Source organism: Streptomyces sp. NPDC027185, from assembly GCF_055567035.1.
This window is the reverse complement of record NZ_JBVHRF010000006.1, coordinates 202,006-222,943: the sequence shown is the minus strand read 5'-3', so window position 1 is coordinate 222,943 and position 20,938 is coordinate 202,006. Positions and strand designations below refer to the sequence as shown.

The following is a 20,938-nucleotide window of genomic DNA, read 5'->3' as shown; positions in this document are numbered from 1 at the left end:
GCCGGGCGGGGGCCCGGGGTCACGCGCGTCGGGGAGTGAAGGAGAGGCGGCGGTCGGTGGGGGAGTGGCCGCTGAGGGTGACGGTGGGGCCGTGGGTGGGGAGGGAGGGGTCGGGGAAGCCGGCGGCCACCGGGTGGAGCCCTTCGGGGCGGCGGTCGACGGTGGGGAACTCCGGGGGGAACGGTGCCGCCCGTTCGATCTGCCGCTCGTAGAACTCCAGCCATTTGCCCTGGTCGAAGGTGACGGCGGCGATGACGCGGCCCTGGTGTCCGTAGACCGCGGTGAAGTGGCGGTCGGCCAGGGAGCCCTGGGTGACCAGGAGTTGGTCGGCCATGGGCGGGACGCCGACGGACTTGATGTTGACGCCGAACTGCGCGGACCAGAACGACGGCATCCACAGGTGCGGGCGGCGGTCGGTGCTCGCGCTGATCATGTTGTGGGCGGCGGTCGCTGCCTGGGCGACGGCGTTGCCCCAGTGCTCCAGGGAGAGGAACTGGTAGCCGAAGAGCGGGTGCGGGGAGCGGGCGACGTCCCCTGCGACGAAGATGTCGTCGGTGACGATGCCCCGGACGTCGAAGGCGCGGCAGCCGGCGTCGCAGGCGATACCGCGCGGGCCCGCGCCGAGTCCGGAGCCCGCGAGCCATTCGGTGTTGCGGGTCGCGCCCAGGCAGACGACGACCACGTCCGTGTCGAGGGTCGTACCGTCCGAGAAGTGGGCGCGCCGCACCCGGCCGGCGGAGTCCCCCTCCAGGCCCGTGACCTGCACTCCGCAGCGCAGATCGACGCCGTGGGCGCGGTGCAGGGCGGCGGCCGTCTCGCCGATGACGCCGCCGAGCGCGCCGGAGAGCGGGGCCGGGCCGCGTTCCGCGACGGTGACCGGCAGGCCCCGCTCGCGGCAGGCGGAGGCGATCTCGGAACCGGTGAATCCGGCGCCGATGACCAGCACCCGGTGCGGTCCGGCGGACAGCCGGCGGTGCAGCCGCGCCGCGTGGTCGCGGGTGCGCAGCACGAACACGCCGTCCAGGTCGGACTCCAGCTCGTGCGGCCAGGGGCGGGAGCGGACGCCGGTGGCGATCAGCAGCCGGTCGTAGGGGACGGTGTCGCCGTCGGCGAGGGTCACCCGCTTGGCCGCCGGGTCCAGTGCGGTGGCCGCGGTGCCGAGCCGCCACCGGGCGTCGAGCGCGCGGCGTCGCGGCAGCGCCGTGTGGTCGGCGGGGACGTTTCCCAGCAGCACCTGTTTGGACAACGGCGGCCGGTCGTACGGCTCGTGGGGCTCGTCGCCGATCAGGGTGAGGGTGCCGCGGAAGCCTTCCGCGCGCAGCGTCTCGGCGGCCCGCAGGCCTGCCAGGGAGGCGCCGACGATGACGATGCGGCCCTCGCGGCGGAGGGCTTCGAGGCGGTCGTCATCCGGCATGGCAGCCACCCGCCGCCGGCTCCGCGTCCTCGACGGTGATGGCCCGGACGGGGCAGGCGTACGCGGCCCGCAGCACCTCCGCGCGCCGTTCGTCGGCGGGCTGCGGGTCGTACATCAGCGCTTCCGCGCCGTGCAGGGTGAAGACATCGGGTGCGAGGAAGGCGCACTGGGCGTACCCCTGGCACCGGTTGAGATCGACGACCAGCCTCATCGGGTCTTTGCTCCTTCGCGAGGTGACCGTGCGCGCCTGCCGTCCCCGCCCCTCGGCGCGCACGCCGGAATCCGCCCGCCCCGTTCCAGCATCGGAGGGGACCGCGGGCGGTGCACTCCGGCCGATGCGACGGGGTGATCCGCCGGGCCGGAGGGGCAGGGAGGCGATGGGCGCCCCGGCCGGGGTACGCGTGGCCGGGGCGAGGGGGCGGGTCGGTGGCGCGGTGCGTCGTGACGGCTCAGGGCGGGCGGCCCGTACGGCTGCCCGCTCGCCGGTCAGCCGCCGAGGTGCCAGCTGACGGTGGCGTCGGCGGTGGTCAGCGCGGCCAGGACGATCAGGTCGGCGGTGCCGAGGACGAGTCCGAGGACGGCGCGGCCGCGGCGCCGGGTGCGGCGGGCCAGGGCGAGGGCGCCGAGGACGAGGGCGCACGGCCCCAGGACGACGTTGAAGACCAGGGTGCCGAGCAGTCCGAGGACGAAGGACGCGATGGCCATCCCGTCGGCGGAGGCGGTCCGTGCGCGGCCAGGACCGGCGGCCGGATCGCCGTCCGCGGTGTCCGGGGAGTGCGGTGCGGTGTCCTCCGGGCGGTCGGTGAGCGTGGCGGAGGTCATCGGGAGGCCCTCCCTGCGGAGTTGCGGTGTTCGCGTACGGAGAAGACGAGCAGCCAGCCGGCGATGACGGCGGCGGCGAGGAGGGTGACGGAGACCGGGAGGTGTGCCGCGGCGCCCAGCAGGATCCCCATCAGGAGGAGGGCTGCGACGAGAAAGAGCATCGATCTGCCTTTCCGATTCGGAGGACAGTTGTTCACTCACTTCCCTCAGTGTAGGGGTTGCCCGGGTGGAGAAGTTCGGAGAACGCTTGTTTACTGGATGATGTGAGTCACACCGTAGGGGTCCGCCAGGCCCGGAAGCAGAAAACCCGTCAGGCCCTGCTCGACGCCGCCCTGGGGCTGCTGGAGGAGCAGAGCCTGAGCAGCCTGGGGCTGCGCGAGGTGACCCGGACGGTCGGCATCGCCCCGACCGCCTTCTACCGGCACTTCCGCGACCTGGGCGAACTGGGCGTCGTCCTCGTGGAGGAGGCGCTCGGCAGTCTGCACGCGATGGTGCGTACGGTCTTGATCGAGCAGGCGGGTATCGAGGCGCAGATCGAGAGCGCGGTGGCGGTGATCGACCGGCACGTGCGCGAACACCCCGCCCACGTACGGTTCGTGGCGCGCGAACGCCACGGCGGGGTGCGGGCCGTACGGCAGGCCATCGCCGGGCAGTTGGACCGGTTCGGCGCCGAGGTGGCCGAGGCGCTCGCCGCCCAGCCGACGGCGCGGGGCTGGGACGGGCACGATCTGCGGATGCTGGCGGATCTCTTCGTCGACCGGCTGGTGGCGACCGCCGCGGCCATCCTCGGCACGGAGGACGCCCAGGACCCCGAGGCGGCCCGCGCCCGCGTCGTCGAGGCCGCCCGCTGGCAACTGCGGCTGATCGCCCTCGGCCAGCAGCACTGGAAGGACGAGGCGGCGGGCCCGGGGGACGGCGCCTGACCCGGCGCGCCCCGCAGGCCCGGCGCCCTCACGGCTCCGGCGGTGACGGCAGTGAGGGCGGCCGTACGCGGATGCGGAAGGTGCCGTCCGGCGCGGTGGCGAGGACGGTGACGGCGGTGCCGCTGCCGGGGTCGGTGAAGGTACTGCCGGGCCGGTGGGCGGCGTCGGAGAGTTCGGCGTCGACGTAGCGGTCCCCGGTGTGGCAGCCGCCGCTGCCCGGTGTCGCGTCCATGACCTGGAGCGGCCCGCCGCCGGAGCGGACGTCCGCCGAGACGCGGTAGACGAGGACGCCGGGGCGGCACAGCGCGGGATCGAGCGGCCCCCGGGTGCGCGCCTCGGCGACGAGGGCGGTGTGCGCGGAGGTCGGGATGACGGCGATCTTCGTACCGCCCGGGGTGGCCAGCGGCGTCAGTGTGTGGTCGGCCACCGGGCTGCCCGGCGGGACACAGTCGACCTGGCCTGCGGTGAGCCAGCCGAGCTTCCACTTGTGCCAGCCGAGGAAGTCGTTGCTCGGCCCCCAGTCCTCGTCCATCGGGTCCCAGTGGCCGACCGGGGGCGGTGCGGTCCGGCCGTCGGTGAAGTACAGGTCGGGCAGGCCGAAGGAGTGCGCGTTCTCGTGGTTGACGACCCGGAAGGCGCTCGGTCCCGGCTGCCGGCTCCAGAGGAACGACGTGTTGCGGAACGGCACCCCGTCGTCGGTCCGTAGCCCCAGATCGCCGCCGCTGAACGTCACCGACAGGACGGTACGGGTCGCGGGCGGGCCCGCGTTGGGGGCGGCGATGACGTTGATCAGGTCGTAGTCGCGGAAGTCGACGGAGGAGTCGACGGCGCGGACGATCTCGCGGGCGAGGGCGTGGTACCCGCCGTCCGACCCCGCGTCGAAGGTGGCGCCGCGCTGGATGCCGTACGCGGTGAGCGGCTTCGCCATGTGCAGCCAGCGCAGCAGCGGCACGGGGCGGTAGCGGAGCCGGCCGTAGGAGCTGCGGTGGAAGTAGTCGGACGCGGCGGGGAAGAACTCCGCGTACCGGGCGCGCGGGCTGATCGTGGCGCGGGCGTCCGGGAAGTCGATGAAGAGGGTGAGGGCTTTCACGGTGCCGCGGGAGCGCGCGTAGCCCTCGGGGGTGGCGGTGGTCTCGCCGACGTCGTCGCTGACGCCGCGCAGGGCGCACGGTCCGTGGCGTCCGCCGGGCGGTGCGGGGCCGGTGGGTATGTCGGGGGGCTGGGGGCCGGCCGCCCCCGGGGGTATGGAGAGCGGCGCCGGGGGCCCGCACAGCGCGACGGCGGCGGCCACCGCCGACGCGCCTGCGGCGAACGCCGCGGAGATGCACCGCTTCATACGGCCACCCTCGGGCGGCCGGCCCCGGCCCGCGCGCCGGATTACGGCATCCGGCGGGCGCGGGGAATTCCGGCGTCCGGTGCGGCAGTGGAGTGACCCGTGCGGTGGACGTTCACGGTGCCGGGGTGCGCTCCGGCACGGCGCCGCCCGGAAGGCCCGCCGGGGCGCCGCGGGTGAGCGGACGGCAGGCGAACCCGATCAGCACGGCGGCGAAGTGGCCGACATCGGTGAAGCCGCGGCCGGTCAGCAGCGGCGCCCCGTAGAAGGCGAGGACGCCGAGCGCGTAGGCGTACCGCCAGGGTCCGGTCAGGCGGTAGGTGAGGACCGCGACGACACCGGCGAGCGCGTAACTGACGCCCACATCGAGGGTGTTGACCGCCGATTCCGGGGCGGCGCCGGTGCGGATGGCGACGGCGAGGAGACCTTCGCTCAGGTACGTCGCGCCGATGTGCGCGGTGGCGAGGACGGCGAGCCAGCGCCGGGTGCCGAGCCAGCGTTCGGCGGGGGCGTGGACGACGTTGTAGAGCACGAAGTGGAGCGGCCAGCCGCCGCCGTCCAGCCACAGGGCGCTGGTGAGGAGGACCCGGCCGGGCGTGTGCAGCAGGTTGTGGATGTTGGTCGAGCGGTGCTGGAGGAAGTCCGTCAGGACCTCCGGGCTGAACCGGTGCATGATCGCCGAGGTCACCAGCAGGATGCCCAGCCAGAGGAAGGTGCCGGGTGCCCGGTGCAGATGGGTCCACAGGTGCCCGGCGAGGCCGCCGGGAGGCGGGGCGGGCCCGGTGGGCGGCCGTACGCGGTGCCGCGTGCGCGTCGGACGGGATATCCGGCAGGCGGCGAACTTGGACCTGGCGCGCATGGCGGACAAATTACCAAGAGGCGGGCAGGGCGGCCCGGGGAGCGGCCGGGTGTCCGGAGGACGGGGGCCGCGCGGCCGGGCCGCCGGGCGCCGGGCCGCCGCGCCTCAGCGGAGCCAGGGCAGGTCGGCACCCTTGGGCTGGAGGCCGTCCGCCACCACCCGGCAGATCTCGGCGAGTTGGCCGACCTGCTCGGGGGAGAGGCGGTCGAAGATCGCGCCGCGCACCGCGGCGACGTGCCCGGGGGCCGCCTTCTCCAGGACGTGCAGGCCCTCGTCGGTGAGGTGGGCGAGCTGGCCGCGCTTGTCGGACGGGCAGTTCTCGCGCCGCACCCAGCCGTTCTTCTCCAGGCGGGCGACGGCGTGCGAGAGGCGGGAGCGGGTGATCTTGGCGTTCTGGGCCAGTTCGGTCATCCGCATCCGGCGCCGCGGGGCGCGGGAGAGCTGGACGAGCAGGCCGTAGTAGACGTGCGGCATACCGGCGTCACGTTGCAGCTGGCGATCGAGGTGATCCTCCAGCAGCGTGGTGGCGTGGAGGTAGGACTGCCAGGCGTATTGCTCCTCGTCGCTGAGCCAGCGCGGCTCGGCTGCGGATTCGGTGCTCATGCCATCCATTCTCGCACCGCCCTCACTCTTCTTGAATGTTTAACAATTCCCTCCGGGGGGCGTAGGCTCGCAGTATCTCTTGAATCTTCAAGCAGATCCCGGGGTGCGTTCCCGGGTCCGTAGCCACGACGCCCGCCGGGAGCCGCGATGTCCGCACAGCCGATGCCGGCCCTCTACCTCAGCCACGGCGCACCGCCGCTCGCCGACGACGCGCTCTGGCCCGGTCAGCTCGCGGCCTGGTCCGCCGCCCTGCCGCGCCCCGCCGCCGTCCTCATCGTCTCCGCCCACTGGGAGGAGGCCCCGCTCGCCCTCGGCGCGACGGTCACCGCCCCGCTGGTGTACGACTTCTGGGGCTTCCCGGAGCGCTACTACCGCGTGCGGTACGCCGCGCCCGGCGCCCCGGAGCTGGCCGACCGGATCCGCCGCACCCTGCGGACGGCCGGGACGCCGGTGCAGGACCTCCCCGACCGCGGGCTCGACCACGGCGCGTACGTCCCGCTCGTCGAGATGTTCCCGCGGGCCGATGTGCCGGTCCTCCAGCTCTCCATGCCGACGCTCGATCCCCGCGCGCTCTTCGCCCTCGGCCGCAAACTGGCGCCGCTGCGCGACGAAGGCGTGCTGATCGTCGGCAGCGGCTTCTTCACCCACAACCTCGCCGCACTGCGCCACCAGGGACCCGGGGTGCCGTCCTGGTCGGCGGAGTTCGACGACTGGGGGCGGCGCGCCCTGGAGGACGGCGACCTCGACGCCCTCCTCGACTTCGGCCGCAAGGCCCCCGCCGGGCAGTTGGCCCATCCCCGCACCGAGCACTTCGCGCCGCTCTTCGTCACACTCGGCGCCGCGGACGCGCACGGTCAGCTCACGGACGGCCGGAGCGTGATCGACGGCTTCTGGAAGGGCCTGGCGAAGCGGTCGCTGCAGTTCGGCTGAGGGGCGACGGGGCACGGTACGGGCGCCGGGCGCACCCGAAGGCCGGGCCCGTACGGCCGCCCGGCACGGTGCCGGCCGGGCCCGCCCGGTGTGTCGGCTGCCCGGCCTTCGGGTGTTCCGTCGCAGGTCAGACGCCGGGTTCGATCAGTTCCAGGGAGCGGAGCGCGGCGGTCAGGGCGCGGTCGTCGCCGTCCGGTGTCCAGGACGCCACGTCCAGCGCGGTGTCCGTCAGCTTGATCGCGTGCGCGTCACCGTGGGCGGCGGCGCGCTGGAAGACCTCCTCGGGGGTGAGCGGCCCGGTGCGCAGCGGCGGCAGCGCGTCCGCCGTCCCGTAGACGGAGGTCAGCGCGGCGCTCGCGGCCCAGGCCAGGGCGAACGACGGTGCCCACAGGTCGCGCGGCAGGGCGGGCAGGGTGCGCAGGATCGCGTTGGGCGCGGTCGCCGCGTGGACCAGCATCACCCCGTCGCCGTGCCCGTGATCGGCGTACCGGTGCGTGGCCGCTCGTACGAGCGCGGTGAGCTGGGCCCGCGCCGCTTCCGGGTCGCGCGGCGCCCGGACCGCCTCGGCCGCCGTCCGCCAGCCCGGGGTGTCCGGCAGCTGGGCGAGGCCGCCGAGCGCGCTCGTGCGCTGGTCGGCGACGCGGGGCAGGGCGGCGAGGGCGTCGTCCGGCGCGGTGGTGCCGCCGGGCACCACGGCCACCGGCAGCGTGGTGTGCCGGGCCGCCCAGTAGCCGAGGGCGTGGGCCAGCTCGGCGATCCGCGGCCGCGTCTCCTCCTCGGCCAGCAGGGTGCGGACGATATGGCCGACCCGGATGGCGGGGTGGGTGGCCGCGCCCGCGATACCGGGCAGCAGCCGGGGCCACCACTGCGCGAGCACCTCGCGCCAGGGCCGCTCGGCGACGGCGCGGGCGAAGTGGCCGGTCCAGTCGGTGACCCGCCGCGGATCGCCCAGCGCCTGCCGCCAGTTGGCGCCGGTGATGGCCTCGCGGGCGCCCGGTACGTCCTCCAGCTGCGCGGTGTACGCGTCGAGCCAGCGGTGGACGCCGCCGCCCTGCCCGTGGCGGGCCAGCGCCTCGACCGCCATGGGCCCGTGGTTGCTCAGATAGCCGTGGAATTCCGGCCCGGTGGAGTGCAGCCGCTCCAGGGCCTCGTCGAAAGTGCCGTGGTGTGCCGTCATGTCCGTGAGGCTAGAAGCGCGGCCGCCGCCCGGTAACCGGCTGCGGACCTGGTCCTCGCGCCGTACGGGGTGGCCGCCGTCGGTCGCGGGGACGAGGCCGCGGGGACGAGGCCGAGCGGCGGAGGGGACGGGCCCCGGCCGCAGGCGCGGTCGGCGGCGGCGCGTGCCCGTGTGGGCCGGTGCGTTGTCAGTGGCCGGTGTCACCATGAAGTCATGGAGCAACGCAGCGTGGTTGACGAGGCGGGCCGGCCGGACGCTGCGGCGCCGCGGGCCGGAGCGCCGGGCGCGGTGGGGCCGGGCGCGCCCGTACATACAGACGCCTGGAGGAATCCGGACAGCGGATGTCGGGTTGGGGAGCGACCTTGGAGGCATGACGGAAAGCGCGTACGGAGAGGCCGGACCGGACGGGACCGGGACGAGCGGGAGCACGCCCGGCCGGAACGGGCCGGACGGAAGCACGCAGGGCAGTGACAGGCCGGGCGGGGCCGGGCCCGGCCCGGTGGGGGCGGCGGGTCCGGCCGCCGTGCCCGGGGCGCCGAGGCGGCAGGCACCACCGGCGGCACGGCCGGATACCGCGGCACGGACCGGGCCGCGCGGACCCGTACCGCGCGGTGTCGGCTGGGCGGTGGCCGAGGCACGGGAGCCGGAGTTCGTCCGCGCCGTACGGGAGCGGTTCGGGCGCTACCGCCACCACGTACTGGGCACGCTCCGCGCGGACGGCTCCCCGCGGCTGACCGGCCTGGAGGCGGACTTCCGCTTCGGTGAGCTGTGGCTCGGCATGCTGACGGGCTCCCGCAAGGGCGCCGACCTCCACGCCGACCCCCGGTTCGCCCTGCACGCCAACCCGGGGCCCGGCACGGACCTGTCGGACGGCGACGTCCGGGTGTCCGGCCGCGCGGTCCGGACCACCGACGAGGAGGTGCTCAGGCGCTACGCCGCGGAGGTCCGGCCACCGGAGCCGTTCCTCCTCTTCCGCACCGACGTGACGGAAATCGTCCGGGTCTCCGTCCAGGAGGCCGCGATGACCGTCCAGAGCTGGCGCCCGGACGAGGGCCTCCGCACGGTACGGCGGTAGGGGGAGGGAGGGGAGGGGAGCAGAGGGGAGGGCAGGGGGCGGGGGCCAGGCACTCCGGGCCACGGCCCGGCCTCGGGTTCCGCCGCTCGTGCCCCGGGCCCCGCCCTTCGACGGGGGCCCCGGGCCCCGCCCCTTCGCCGCGGTACCCCGGCACGCGGGCCCCGCGCACCCCGAGGCCCCGGCCGGAAGCCGGGGCCTCGGCGTGTGCTCGCCTCATCACCGGTCGACCGTCAGTGCGCCCCGTGCGGGGTGCGGTGCATGTGGCGGGGGCGGTGGCGGCCGTGGGGCTCGCGGACGCGGTGGGAGCGGAAGATGTAGAGGGAGACGACGAACATCACGGCGCCCATCACCAGGCCCCAGGCCGACGACTTCAGGACGGACGGGCCGCTGAGGTTGTAGAGCCAGCCCATGCTGCTCCCGAACAGCGCGCCGTAGGCGAGCGCCCGGGTGTCGGTGATCATCGTGGACTGGAAGTGCACGAGGATCAGGCCCAGGGCACCGGTGACCACCGCGGCGATCAGCCCGAGCAGGGCGGCGTGGCCACCGCTCGCGCCCCCGGTGTGATCGATCCAGATCGTGTAGCAGCCGAAGCCGAGCGCGGCGATGACCGGCCAGACCACGGTGGCCGGCAACCGGCGGCCACCCCTGGGGTGTGCCGCACCGGACTCCGGCCCCGTGCCGGCGGTCGCGCCGTGTTCCCGTTCGACCGCGCCGTGCGTACCGGCGGCCCGCGCGTCGTGGCGCGGAGCGTGGTTCTCCATGACGGGCTCCTCTCGCTTGCCCCTCCTGTCCAGGCGACACCCGCGCCCTGCCCCCGTCAACTGGATCAGCGGCCCCCGGGGCCCAGGCCCGCGCCCGCCCGCGTCCGGCGCCTCGGGCCAGGCCCCGGCGTCGCCCGCGCTCCCGCGCAACCCGGCGACGGCACGGGCCGTCTTCGGAAGGGAAGGCGCCGGCTGCCGGGCCCGCCGGAACGTCCCGGACCCGCCGGTGTCCGAAGCCGCGGCGCCCCGGGCGGCACCGTGAGGGACACGCCATCGAGGTGACGTACGTCCCCCGGGCGAAGGAATTGCCCACGAGTCACAGCAGCCCCGGGCAGGGCCACGGACCGCGCCTGACCTGGGGTTCTTCCCTCCCGGTGGCATCTGGGCGCCCGTGGCCGGGCCGCAGGGTACTGCATGATCAGAAAAATAGACGGGCAGCTTGGGAATTCTGTCCGGTTTCCAGCCGTTGTTTCCTTCGGACGGGGCAGTCCGGTCACCCCGCTCTTCCGCGTCCACCGTCCCGCGAACGACTCATCACCGACTCATCGCAAAGGGAGCTCACGCATGGCAACCCGTGCCGTCGCCCGCCGTCAGACCACCAGCAACGGTGCTGACAGGGCCAGCAGTGTTCGCGCCGTAGGCGGGGAGATCGCCGACCGCGACCTGGTCGGCATGTACCTCGACGAGATAGCGCGCACGCCCCTGCTCGACGCCGCCAAGGAGGTCGAGCTGTCCCAGACCATCGAGGCGGGCGTCTACGCGCAGAAGATCCTCGACGAGACCGTGACCGACGGCAACGCCGCGGACGCGAGCCGTGCGGAGCTGGAAGCGCTGGTGGCGGAGGGTGAGCGGGCGAAGGACGTCTTCATCCGCTCCAACCTCCGCCTGGTCGTCGCCGTGGCCCGCCGCTACCCGCGCGCCGGTCTGCCGCTCCTGGACCTGATCCAGGAGGGCAACGCCGGTCTGGTGCGCGCGGTGGAGAAGTTCGACTACGCCAAGGGCTTCAAGTTCTCCACGTACGCGACGTGGTGGATCCGCCAGGCCATCACCCGCTCCATCGCCGATCAGTCGCGCACCATCCGGCTGCCCGTCCACCTCGTCGAGGAGCTGGGCCGCATCCGCCGCGTCCAGCGCGAGTTCAACCGCGAGAACGGCCGCGACCCGGAGCCCGCCGAGGTCGCCGCGGAGCTGGGCTCCACGCCCGCCCGCGTCACCGACGTCCTCGACTGGGCCCGCGACCCGGTCAGCCTCAACATGTCGGTGGACGACGACGGCGACACGCAATTCGGTGACCTGCTGGAGGACACCTCCGCCGCCTCGCCCGAGCAGTCCGTCCTCTCCCTGCTGCGCAGCGAGGAGCTGGAGGACCTGATCGACCGCCTCGACCACCGCACCGCCTCGATCATCAAGGCGCGCTACGGCATCGAGGACGGCCGCGAGCGCACCCTGACCGAGGTCGGCAAGCAGCACGGTCTGACCCGCGAGCGGATCCGCCAGATCGAGAAGCACGCCCTGGTCGAGCTGAAGCGGATGGCCCGCGACACCGGCTTCGACGCGGCGGCCTGACCACATCCGGCACACCGGGCACGCCCGTCCCGCGGGGCGTGCCCGCTCGTGCTGCCCGGGGAACGCCCGGCCTGACGCCCCGCGCCACCACCCCGCCCCCGTACACACACCGGCGGCCGGCCCTCACGAGGAGGACCGGCCGCCGGTTTCCGTACGGGCGCGAGAGGGAGCAGCCCCCTCGCGGAAGGGGTCAGACCGCGCTGCCCGCCTTCCACTCGGACCAGGAGAGGTTCCAGCCGTTGAGACCGTTGTCGGGCTGGACGGTCTTGTCGTGGGAGTTCTTGACGATCACCACGTCGCCGATGAGCGACTGGTTGAAGAACCACTTGCCGGGGGTGTCCCCGCCGCCGCCCTTCGCATCGCGCAGACCGACGCAGCCGTGGCTGGTGCCGGAGCGGCCGAAGATGGACGGCGAACCCCAGTAGTTGCCGTGGATGAAGGTGCCGGACGACGAGAGCCGCATGGCGTGCGGGACGTCCTTGATGTCGTACTCACCGCCGAAGCCGACCGTCGAGCCGTCCATCCGGGTCTGCTCGAACTTCTCCGAGATCACCATCTGGCCGTTGTAGGTCGGGTGGTCGGGGCTGCCGCCGGAGATCGGCACGGACTTCAGGACCGAGCCGTTCCGCTTGACCGTCATGGTCTGGGTGTTCATGTCGACGGTCGAGACCTGCGAACGGCCGATGGTGAAGGTGACCGTCTTGGACTGCACACCGGTGATGCCGTTGCCGCCCTCCACGCCGTCCAGGTCGATCTTCATCGTGACCTTGGAGTTGGCCTTCCAGTACTCCTCGGGCCGGAAGTCCAGACGCTGCGCGCCGAACCAGTGGCCGACGACCTCCTGGCCGCTGCTGGACGTCACCGTGATGTGGGACTGGACGTCCTTCTTGTTGGTGATGGCCTTGTCGAAGTTGAATGAGACCGGCATGCCGACGCCGACGGTCTTGCCGTCGTCCGGCGTGTAGTTGCCGATGAAGCTGTGGTCCGACGAGACGGTGCTGAAGGTGGCGTTCTCGGTGGCGGAGCGGCCCTTGGCGTCCTTGGCGTTCGCCACCAGCTTGTACTTGGTGCCCCGCTCCAGCTGGACGCTGGGCTTCCAGGAGGTGCCGTCGTCCGATATGGCGCCTTCGACGGCCGCGCCGCTGTCGGCGACCGTCAGCTTCACATCGGTCAGCTTGCCGCCGGTGACCTTCACGCCGGTGGCGTTGATGCTGGCGTCCGTCGCGCCGTCCTTCGACGAGACCGTGATCTTGGCGTCCGAGGCGTCCTTCGCGGCGGCGGCGTCCGCGCCCGCCTGGCCGTTCTTGCCGTCGCCCGAACCGGCCTCGGCGCTGCCGCCGCACGCCGACAGCGTCAGCGCGCCGGCGGCGAGCAGCGCCGTCAGCGCGAGGGTGCGGCGCGTCCGGCGGCCCCGGCGCGGCGCCGCGGCACCGTCCTGCTCGGGCGGCTGGAGCAGCTGGTGCGAGGTGCGGGACCGAGCGGTGGTGGAGTTGTCCGGCGATGTCACGAGCTGCTCCATACAAGGGTGTTGTGTGATCCGTGCTGGTAAACAGCACGTACGGCGGGAATTGGTTGCGGATGGCCTGAACTTGTGGGCAAGGTCACACGCATGGCGGAAGGGGGTGGTCGGGAGGGCCCGACAGCCAGGTTCGCAGCGGTGTGCCGTGTTCGTCCAGACGCGGAGGGGGTGCGGGGGTTGTGACGGGTGTCTCGGAGAGCCGGAGTGCGCTGCTGATCTGGGGAATTCTCCCCTCTCCCACCGCGGTCACAGGCGCCAGCCCCAGCCGCTCGGCGAACTCCAGGGCTTCCGAGAGGGTGTTGACGGGGCCGCAGGGCACCGAGGCTGCGGTGAGCCGTTCCGTCCATGCTTGCGGCGTATCCGAAGAAAGCAACTTCTCCAGCAGTTCAGCCAGTTCTGTACGGTTTTGTACACGGTCTTGATTGCGACGGAAACGCACATCGTCGGCGAGCGCGGGCGCGCCCAGGGTATGGACCAGCGCCCGGAACTGCCGGTCGTTGCCCACCGCCACGGCCAGCAGCCCGCCCCGGCAGGCCAGCGTCTCGTACGGGGCGATGCTCGGGTGCCGGTTGCCCATCGGGCCCGGATCGCTGCCCGTCGCCAGGTGCCCGGACGCCTGGTTGACGAGCGAGCCCAGCAGTGACGACAGCAGGTTGACCTCCACCAGCTGGCCCCGCCCGGTGCGCCCGCGGTGGTGCAGCGCGGCGAGGATCGCGGTGGTGGCGTCCTTCGCGGTGAGGACGTCGACGAGGGCGACGCCCGCCTTCAGCGGCGGACCGCCGCTCTCCCCGGTGATGCTCATCAGCCCGCCGACCGCCTGCACCACGAAGTCGTACCCGGCCAGATGCGCGCCGCCGCCGGAGCCGAAGCCGGTGATCGAGCAGTGCACCAGGCGCGGATTGGCGGCCCGGGTGGACGCCGGGTCCAGGCCGTACTTGGCGAGGGCGCCGGGCCGGAAGTTCTCGATCAGGACATCGGCGCGGCGGGCCAGTTCGCGGGCGGCGGCCGCGTCGCCGGGATCGGCGAGGTCCAGGGCGAGGCCGCGCTTGGAGCGGTTGGCGGCGTCGAAGTAGGCGGCGGTGCCGTCCGGGCCGAACGGCGGGCCCCAGGACCGGGTGTCGTCACCGGCGCCGGGCCGCTCCACCTTCACGACGTCGGCGCCCAGGTCGGCGAGGGTCGCCGCGGCCAGCGGACCTGCCAGCACCCGGCTGAAGTCGGCGACGAGCAGCCCGTCCAGGGCGTGGGCGGGCGCCCCGTCCGGCTGCGGGGACTGCGGTTGCGGGGGCGGCTGCGGCACGGCGTACTCCTCACCTCGCGGGCGGCTGCCGCCATCGTCGGTGACACCTCGGGGCGCGGGAAGGTGCCGCCCCGTCCAACGTGGGGGCCGTACTCTGCCGCCCCGGAGGGAGCGGGGGTGGTGGCGGGGCGGGCAGGCACTTCCGTCATAATGGTGTGAAGTGCTGCAATACCGGTAATTCTCCTGAGGGGTACAGGACTTCACCCGGTGCCCGTAGAGTTCCGCGAGGCCCGGCCGGTGCGCGTCCGGCCACGGCCTCGTCCCGTCCACCGTGGTCACCGCGCCCGCGTGGCCACGCCGTCCGCCGCACACCGCCCCGCCCTGGAGGACCGCATGCTCCTCTCCGCCTCGACCCTTCAGCTGATCGGATTCGCCGTGCTCGGCGTCGCGAGCGTTCTGTGGGTCGCCGGGCTGCTCCGGCTGCTGCGCCGGGAGGAACACCGCGCGGCGACCGGACGCGACGGCCGGGCTCTGCTGGACCGGGTGCCGCGGCAGACGGGGCCGGCCGGCCCGCCCGCCGAGTGCGTGGAGCTGACCGCCGCCGAACGCGAGGCGTTCGCCCTGCTCGTACGGCAGTTGACGCGCCGCCGCTGAGCCCTGTGGATCACTGTGCGGGGGTCACTGCGCGGGTCCGAGTTTGAGCAGCGCCAGCGCCGCCAGCATCTGCACCGATATCGCGGCCGCCGCCTTGTGCGTCGGCAGGTGGTGCTGACCGCGGATCAGCAGCACCGCCAGGACGTACCCGAAGCCCCAGGTCGTCCACGTCAGCGCCTGGACGAAGGTGGCCTGCGGGGGCAGCCACGTCGCCAGCAGCAACCGCGGCAGGTCGGTCACCCAGAACAGCACGATGAACAGGCTCGCGGTCGGCGCGAAGCGGCCGTTGCCGCCGAGCGTGCGCGCGATGGCGTGGGTGGCGGCGCCCAGCGCGAAGCTGGCGGCCAGGACGCATCCGACGGCCAGCCCCATCAGCTTCAGCGCCGCACTCGGGTCGGACGTCCACTGCCCGTCGAACGCGTCCGCCGACAACACCCCGACCACGCCGCTGACCAGGCACAGCACCACCGCCGCGCTCCATGCGGAGCGGTCCCGCGCCTCGTCCAGGATCTCCACCGGCCGGTACCACAGGCCGAGGAACAGCCGGTGCCACCACAGCCGCCGCCGCTCGGGCGCGGGGCGGGGCGGCTGGACGAGCGTGGGCGTGGGGGGCGGCGGAGCGGACATACAGCCGTTCTACCATCGGCCGTTTTGTCGCGTTGCGGTGGCGTCGGCGCCGGGCGCGCGGCCCCGGATGAGACCCTGCGGGCATGAGCGAACAGACGCCCGATCACGGAGAGGCGCACGGCGGCGGGTTGGGCGGGCGGCTCAACTGGCTGCGCGCCGCGGTGCTCGGCGCCAACGACGGCGTGGTCTCCACCGCGGGCCTGGTGGTCGGCGTCGCCGGAGCCACCACGTCCCGCGCCACCTTGCTGACCGCCGGACTCGCCGGACTCCTCGCCGGCTCCATGTCGATGGCGGCGGGCGAGTACGTCTCCGTCTCCACCCAGCGGGACGCCGAGAAGGCCGCACTGGTCCAGGAGCGGCGCGAGCTCGCCACCGAGCCGAAGGCCGAACTCGTCGAACTGACCGGTCTGCTGAAGGCGAAGGGCCTGAGCGCGAAGCTGGCCCGTGAGGTGGCCGAGCAGCTGACCGCGCACGACGCGCTGCGCGCCCACGCCGAGGTGGAGCTGGGCATCGACCCGGACGAACTGACCAACCCCTGGCACGCGGCGGGCGCCAGCTTCCTCGCCTTCACCGTCGGCGCGCTGCTCCCGCTGCTCGCGATCGTGCTGCCGCCGCACGGTCTGCGGCTCCCGGTCACCGTCGTCGCCGTGCTCGCCGCCCTCGCCCTGTGCGGCTGGACCAGCGCCCGCCTCGGCGGCGCCCCCGCCGCCCGCGCCATCCTCCGGAACGCCGGGGGCGGCGCCCTCGCCATGGCCGTGACGTACGTCGCGGGATCGGCGCTGGGCGCCAGCGGGGTGTAGGGCGGGACGCGTTCGGGCTTCCGTACGTAGGTGATGCTCAGTCCGGGGCGTGGGGCGCCCGGCCCTGGAGCGCGTGGGGCGCACGCCGTCGGGCCGGTGGTGTCCCGGCCGGTGCGCGCCGCCGGGCCCGCCGGGGCTCGGCCTCCTCGGTGAGCGACGTGCCCGCCGGGCGGAGGCGAGGCGGCGGGCTGCGGCCCGCCGGGACGGCGCCGCGCTCGCGGTCTCCCGCCGTGCCGCCGCCGCACGGGGCGTGCCCGGTACCCGGGCCGACGACGGACACGCCCGGCACCGGGCCCTACGGCGATCGCACGCCGGGCCCGTGCCGTGTGCCGGGCCGGTGCCGTGGGCCTTACGGCTGCCCCGGGGGCGCCCCGCCCGAGAGGCCCGGGGCCCCGCCCGCGTCCGTGTCCGCGTCCGTCCTGCCGTACAACTCGGTGTACGAGGGGAAGAGGCCGCCGGGGCCGTCGACGGAGGTGGCGGTCAGGAGCGCGTCGGTGACGGCGCGGGTCAGGACGTCGGCGCCGGCGGCGAGCACGTCGTTGAGCGCCCCGGTTGCGGCGTGCACCGCGAAGGCCGGGTCCGCGTTCTCCGCAGTGAGCGGCCGGGCGCAGGTGGAGAGGGCGAAGACGGTGTCGCCGTCGGACATCAGATGGACCGGGCGCACCGCGCGGGCCAGCCCGTCGTGGGCGGTTCCGGCCAGCTTGTGGGCCTGGGCGCGGGTGAGCACGGCGTCGGTCGCGACGACGGCGAGGGTGGTGTTGAGCGGCGGCCGGGCGGCGGCCGCCGCCCGCTGCCGGGATGTCTCGCGCGCCGCGTCCAGCGCGCGGGCCGCCGCCGCGTGCCGCTCCGGCGCGGGCGGCGCACCGGGCGCCCCGTCCGGCCCGAGGAGGTGCCCGTAGAGCACACCGGTACGGGGATCGACGGGCGACCCGACGGCGTTGACGGCGGCGAGCGCGGCGACGGTCACCCCGGAGGGCAGCAGCACGCTCGCCGTCCCGATGCCGCCCTTGAGCCCGCCGGCCACCGCGCCCGTACCGGCGCCGACGTTGCCGCGTTCGACGGGGCCGCCGGCGGGGGAGCGGTGCGCGGCGTGGACCGCGGCCCGGCCCAGCGCGGCGTCCGGCCGGGCCCGCCAGTCGCCGCCGCGCCCGAGGTCGAAGAGGGCGGCGGCCGGGACGACCGGTACCACCTGCGAGGGGTCCGGGCCGACGCGGAAGCCGCGGCCGTGCTCCTCCAGCCAGGTGGCGACACCGGACGCGGCGTCCAGCCCGAAGGCGCTGCCGCCGGTCAGGACGACGGCGTCGACGCGCTGGACGAGATTGCGGGGATCGAGGGCGTCGGTCTCGCGGGTGCCGGGCCCGCCGCCGCGCACATCGACCGCGGCGACTGCGCCGCCCTCGGGCGCGAGGACGACGGTGGTCCCGGTCAGATGGCCGGATCCGATGCGCTGGGCGTGCCCCACCCGAAGGCCGGTCACATCGGTCAGGGCGTCGTGGCGGTGCGCTGCGTCAGCCATGCCCCATGCGTACCACGGCGCACGCGGGGCGGGGCGAGGCCGGGCGGGAGGGGGCGCGGACGCGGCCCGCGGAAGGCGCGGAGCGGCCGGGCGCGCGGGCTCGGCCACGTCCGGGAACGGCCCGGGGCGTCGCGGGCGGGCCGGAGGCGGGGGCCCGGCGCTCGGACTCCGGCGTCGGCCGGGCCGGTCCGGCCCGCGGGCCTGTTGGGGCACGGGCCCCCGAGGCCGGGCCGGCCGGGCGCGTGGCCCGGCCGGCGGGCCGTCAGCTGTCGCCCGGACCCATCACGATGACGGGGTGCTGTGCGGGATCCAGGGTCCGCAGCAGTTCCCGCATCACCTCGGGCTTGAGGCTCACACAGCCCTGGGTGGGGCCGTCGTGGTCGACGTGCAGCCACACGCCGCCGCCCTTCTCGTCACCGTCCGGGCGCTCCGGGTCCAGGGGCGAGGTCCCGGCCACCCGGTTGTAGTTGATGGCGATGACGTAGTCGAACGCGCCCGCCAGGGGCTCGCCCTCCACGCCGGTGCCGTTGGCGACGAAGCTGTCGTTGTGGTCGTACGGGAGCTTGGTGCCCTTGGGCGCGGGCAGCAGGCCACCGGCGTCGGTCAGGGTGAAGACCCCTTCCGGGGAGCGCAGGTCGCCGTAGTGGTGGTCGTCGGTCCAGCCGTGCGCGGCGTTGTGGGCCGCCCACCGCGCACCGGGACGCCAGTCGTCCGACCCCTTGGCGCGGGTGTACAGGACCACCTGCGAGTCGAACGAGTCCTTGTCCTCGCCCCGCACGACGAGGACCTGGCGGGAGTCGGCCGGTATCCGCTTCCGCTCCGCGTCGCTCAGACCCGGGATGGTACGGGTGGCCTTCGCGACGGTCTTGGCACCGGACGGTTTCTCCGGACCGGACACCGACGCGGGGGTGCCGTTCTTGGCCTCCTGCTGCGCGTCGTGGTCATCGCCGGATGCGGGCCAGGCCCACAGGGCGGTTCCCATCAACGTGGTCAGCGCGAGACCGCTCACGGCCTTCCCGCGGCGGGACATACTTCTGCGCGCGCGGGGCTGAGCGTGGCGGGCGGCCATGGCTGGCGTCTCCTCAGATACGGATCAGATACGGACGATCGGGTACGGCGGTCGGGTGGTGCGGTTCGGTCTCCTGCGGGCGGTACGGCCGGTCAGATGCCGGCGGGCGCACGGCCCGTAGGTATAAAAAGGGCAATATGCACCCTACCGCGAGCAGGTCGTGCCGCCGCCCCGGCCCGGGTCCCGCCGCTCGGTCCGCAGGGTCCGAACGCCCGGAATGTACGCCCGAAAGGGGCAGGTGTGGCGCGGTTCGGGCTCCTGTACGGGGCGCCGGTGACGGCCCGTCCGAAGCCCCGGAACATGGCTGAAAATTCACCGCAAAATCCCCTACCTGTCCATGAGTTGTCCTCCAATGCCGAGGAGGCCCAGGTCACGGCGTACGCCGGAGGGGGGAGCGGTCCGCTGGAGCGCCCCGCGGAACGGTGCGCGAGCGGCCCGGCGACGCCGTACGCCGGGGGCGGCCGCCGCTCACGCGTCCGGGGGAACCGCTCCGATTCCCGAAATCGGACGCCGTAATTCCGCCGGTCGGGCCGGGGCGCGCGCTCTGTTCACCGGGGTGGCGGAGGAGCGGGGGCGCACGGACGCCGGCGGGACGGGCGCGAGGGCGCGGGAGCCGGTTCCCGGCGGGAGCCGCGTGGGACTTGCCGGGACCGGGCCTTCGGGGCGGACGTGCGGTGCCGGTCCGCCGGGGCCCGGCGGCGTGCCGGGGCGGGAGCGCCGGCCGCGGCTCACGCGCTCAGCGCCGCACCCTGGCGGGACGTCAGGGTCACACCGGCGGTGACCGCCGCCGCACACACCAGCCCGGACGCGAGCACCGCGTACGTCCCGGCGAAGGTGCAGCCCAGCACGGCGACCGCGGCGAGCGGCAGCACCAGCTGCTGGGCCCAGCCGCGCTTTTGATGGCGTGAGTGCAGCAGCCAGACGCTGAACAGGAACAGCGCGGCCGGCACCGTCACACAGGCGGACGCGGCCAGGACCGACAGGTGCGAGGCGCCGACCGACTGCTCCACCGCGACCTCGATCCCCGCGCCGATCGCCGCCGCCGAGCCGAAGACGACGTAATGGCCATAGCCCCAGACGAACGCCTGACGGCTGGAGCGCAGATGCAGATGGATGGGGACGGCGAAGTAGATCCAGTACGCGGCGAAGACCAGCAGCAGACCGCCGCCGGCGATCGGCAGCAGCGCCCCCAGCTCGTCGTGCTCGTCCAGCGCGGACTGCACCGCGACGGTCGCCGCCGAGATCGTCTCGCCCAGCACGATGATGGTGAACAGTCCGTACCGCTCCGCGATGTGGTGCGGATGCCACGCCGTCGCCCGGCGCCGCTCCGCGAACGCCGGTACGCACATCTCCGCCACCGCCATCACCAGGAACACCCACGGGCGGCCGTGTTCCGGCAGGAACAGCAGACCGAGCCAGCCGACCTGGCACAGGGTCACCCCGCCCGCGTAGCGCAGCGCGGTGCGGCGCTCCTCGCCCTCGCAACCGTGCGCGGCGCGCAGCCACTGGGCGACCATCGCCAGCCGCATCACCAGATAGCCGAACCAGACGACCGCGAACTGACTCTGCTCGAAGGCCCGCGGCACACCGGCGGCCAGGATGAGCACACCGGCGATCTGCACCAGCGTCGTGACCCGGTAGAGCGTGTCATCGGTGTCGTAGGCGGAGGCGAACCAGCTGAAGTTCATCCACGCCCACCAGATGGCGAAGAAGAGCATGAGGTAGCCGCTGATCCCGTGGCCGGCATGCCCCTCGGCGAGGGCGTGTACGAGCTGGCGCCCAGCCTGGGCGATGCCCACGACGAAACACAGATCGAAGAAGAGCTCCAGCGGGGTGGAGGCGCGGTGGGCCTCATCGGTACGGCGGGCTCGCATACGGACCGGCACGGCGGCGTTCCTCCTGGGCGACCGGTGATCCCTCTCGGCGTGATCACGTAGGCCACGACGGTACGCGCGCACCCTTGCCTCCCGGGGGAGCCGCCGCCTCGCGAGGGGCTGTGGCCGGCGCGGGGCGCCGGATGTCCGGCCGCGGGACCGGGCGTCCGGGCGCCCGC

General features: G+C 74.3%; 21 protein-coding genes. 6 read left to right on the top strand and 15 right to left on the bottom strand.

Features of this window, described 5'->3' with window-relative positions; translation table 11 throughout:
* Positions 1-19 precede the first annotated feature (19 nt).
* The 4 genes from ACZ4M8_RS20960 to ACZ4M8_RS20945 all read right to left on the bottom strand — a co-directional run bounded on the left by ACZ4M8_RS20960 (position 20) and on the right by ACZ4M8_RS20945 (position 2,397).
* The gene (locus ACZ4M8_RS20960) at positions 20-1,414 is read right to left on the bottom strand and encodes an NAD(P)/FAD-dependent oxidoreductase (protein WP_467609487.1); all 1,395 of its coding nucleotides are present in this window, start codon (positions 1,412-1,414) and stop codon (positions 20-22) included.
* Positions 1,404-1,625 (bottom strand): ferredoxin, encoded by a 222-nt coding sequence (locus ACZ4M8_RS20955; RefSeq protein WP_467609485.1) that lies wholly within the window; start codon positions 1,623-1,625, stop codon positions 1,404-1,406. Before ACZ4M8_RS20955 ends, ACZ4M8_RS20960 begins: the two co-directional genes overlap by 11 nt.
* A gap of 275 nt (positions 1,626-1,900) precedes the next feature.
* A complete protein-coding gene (locus tag ACZ4M8_RS20950) occupies positions 1,901-2,236 on the bottom strand; it encodes a DUF4190 domain-containing protein (protein ID WP_467609483.1) in 336 nt (111 codons plus the stop codon).
* Positions 2,233-2,397 (bottom strand): hypothetical protein, encoded by a 165-nt coding sequence (locus ACZ4M8_RS20945; RefSeq protein WP_467609482.1) that lies wholly within the window; start codon positions 2,395-2,397, stop codon positions 2,233-2,235. Before ACZ4M8_RS20945 ends, ACZ4M8_RS20950 begins: the two co-directional genes overlap by 4 nt.
* 102 nt (positions 2,398-2,499) lie before the next feature.
* Between ACZ4M8_RS20945 and ACZ4M8_RS20940 the strand changes: the two genes are divergently transcribed.
* On the top strand, positions 2,500-3,159 hold the full coding sequence (locus ACZ4M8_RS20940; RefSeq protein WP_467609481.1) for a TetR family transcriptional regulator: 660 nt from the start codon (positions 2,500-2,502) through the stop codon (positions 3,157-3,159).
* Between the two features lie 28 nt (positions 3,160-3,187).
* Here ACZ4M8_RS20940 and ACZ4M8_RS20935 read toward each other — a convergent pair whose 3' ends face one another.
* The 3 genes from ACZ4M8_RS20935 to ACZ4M8_RS20925 all read right to left on the bottom strand — a co-directional run bounded on the left by ACZ4M8_RS20935 (position 3,188) and on the right by ACZ4M8_RS20925 (position 5,954).
* On the bottom strand, positions 3,188-4,495 hold the full coding sequence (locus tag ACZ4M8_RS20935; RefSeq protein ID WP_467609479.1) for a M6 family metalloprotease domain-containing protein: 1,308 nt from the start codon (positions 4,493-4,495) through the stop codon (positions 3,188-3,190).
* Between the two features lie 112 nt (positions 4,496-4,607).
* Entirely contained in the window at positions 4,608-5,351 is a 744-nt protein-coding gene (locus ACZ4M8_RS20930) for a rhomboid-like protein (RefSeq protein WP_467609477.1), read from the bottom strand.
* Between the two features lie 105 nt (positions 5,352-5,456).
* Complete coding sequence (locus tag ACZ4M8_RS20925) at positions 5,457-5,954, bottom strand: MarR family winged helix-turn-helix transcriptional regulator (RefSeq protein WP_467609475.1); 498 nt, start codon at positions 5,952-5,954, stop codon at positions 5,457-5,459.
* A gap of 147 nt (positions 5,955-6,101) precedes the next feature.
* Between ACZ4M8_RS20925 and ACZ4M8_RS20920 the strand changes: the two genes are divergently transcribed.
* Complete coding sequence (locus ACZ4M8_RS20920; protein WP_467609473.1) at positions 6,102-6,884, top strand: dioxygenase family protein; 783 nt, start codon at positions 6,102-6,104, stop codon at positions 6,882-6,884.
* Positions 6,885-7,011: 127 nt separating this feature from the next.
* On the opposite strand, the gene ACZ4M8_RS20915 is transcribed toward ACZ4M8_RS20920, so the two are convergent.
* Complete coding sequence (locus ACZ4M8_RS20915) at positions 7,012-8,061, bottom strand: questin oxidase family protein (protein ID WP_467609471.1); 1,050 nt, start codon at positions 8,059-8,061, stop codon at positions 7,012-7,014.
* 625 nt (positions 8,062-8,686) lie between these two features.
* Between ACZ4M8_RS20915 and ACZ4M8_RS20910 the strand changes: the two genes are divergently transcribed.
* A complete protein-coding gene (locus tag ACZ4M8_RS20910; RefSeq protein ID WP_467609469.1) occupies positions 8,687-9,136 on the top strand; it encodes a pyridoxamine 5'-phosphate oxidase family protein in 450 nt (149 codons plus the stop codon).
* A gap of 230 nt (positions 9,137-9,366) precedes the next feature.
* Here ACZ4M8_RS20910 and ACZ4M8_RS20905 read toward each other — a convergent pair whose 3' ends face one another.
* On the bottom strand, positions 9,367-9,897 hold the full coding sequence (locus tag ACZ4M8_RS20905) for a hypothetical protein (RefSeq protein ID WP_467609467.1): 531 nt from the start codon (positions 9,895-9,897) through the stop codon (positions 9,367-9,369).
* 564 nt (positions 9,898-10,461) lie between these two features.
* Between ACZ4M8_RS20905 and ACZ4M8_RS20900 the strand changes: the two genes are divergently transcribed.
* Complete coding sequence (locus ACZ4M8_RS20900; protein ID WP_467609465.1) at positions 10,462-11,463, top strand: sigma-70 family RNA polymerase sigma factor; 1,002 nt, start codon at positions 10,462-10,464, stop codon at positions 11,461-11,463.
* A gap of 190 nt (positions 11,464-11,653) precedes the next feature.
* On the opposite strand, the gene ACZ4M8_RS20895 is transcribed toward ACZ4M8_RS20900, so the two are convergent.
* A complete protein-coding gene (locus ACZ4M8_RS20895) occupies positions 11,654-12,982 on the bottom strand; it encodes a L,D-transpeptidase (RefSeq protein WP_467609463.1) in 1,329 nt (442 codons plus the stop codon).
* A gap of 82 nt (positions 12,983-13,064) precedes the next feature.
* Positions 13,065-14,279, bottom strand: a complete 1,215-nt coding sequence (locus ACZ4M8_RS20890; protein ID WP_467609461.1) for a CaiB/BaiF CoA transferase family protein — start codon at positions 14,277-14,279, stop codon at positions 13,065-13,067.
* A gap of 288 nt (positions 14,280-14,567) precedes the next feature.
* On the opposite strand from ACZ4M8_RS20890, the gene ACZ4M8_RS20885 reads away from it, so the two are divergent.
* Complete coding sequence (locus ACZ4M8_RS20885; RefSeq protein WP_467609459.1) at positions 14,568-14,873, top strand: hypothetical protein; 306 nt, start codon at positions 14,568-14,570, stop codon at positions 14,871-14,873.
* Positions 14,874-14,897: 24 nt separating this feature from the next.
* Here the strand turns inward: ACZ4M8_RS20885 and ACZ4M8_RS20880 are convergent, their stop codons facing one another.
* Positions 14,898-15,500 carry a YIP1 family protein gene (locus ACZ4M8_RS20880; protein ID WP_467609457.1) on the bottom strand — a complete coding sequence of 201 codons (603 nt, stop codon included), beginning with the start codon at positions 15,498-15,500 and terminating at the stop codon, positions 14,898-14,900.
* An 83-nt stretch (positions 15,501-15,583) separates the two neighbouring features.
* Between ACZ4M8_RS20880 and ACZ4M8_RS20875 the strand changes: the two genes are divergently transcribed.
* Positions 15,584-16,300 (top strand): VIT1/CCC1 transporter family protein, encoded by a 717-nt coding sequence (locus tag ACZ4M8_RS20875; RefSeq protein ID WP_467609455.1) that lies wholly within the window; start codon positions 15,584-15,586, stop codon positions 16,298-16,300.
* A gap of 349 nt (positions 16,301-16,649) precedes the next feature.
* On the opposite strand, the gene ACZ4M8_RS20870 is transcribed toward ACZ4M8_RS20875, so the two are convergent.
* From ACZ4M8_RS20870 to ACZ4M8_RS20860, 3 genes are all read right to left on the bottom strand, one after another.
* Complete coding sequence (locus tag ACZ4M8_RS20870) at positions 16,650-17,816, bottom strand: P1 family peptidase (protein WP_467609453.1); 1,167 nt, start codon at positions 17,814-17,816, stop codon at positions 16,650-16,652.
* 262 nt (positions 17,817-18,078) lie between these two features.
* Positions 18,079-18,885 carry a L,D-transpeptidase family protein gene (locus ACZ4M8_RS20865; protein WP_467609451.1) on the bottom strand — a complete coding sequence of 269 codons (807 nt, stop codon included), beginning with the start codon at positions 18,883-18,885 and terminating at the stop codon, positions 18,079-18,081.
* Between the two features lie 728 nt (positions 18,886-19,613).
* Positions 19,614-20,771 (bottom strand): low temperature requirement protein A, encoded by a 1,158-nt coding sequence (locus ACZ4M8_RS20860; protein WP_467609449.1) that lies wholly within the window; start codon positions 20,769-20,771, stop codon positions 19,614-19,616.
* Positions 20,772-20,938 lie beyond the last annotated feature (167 nt).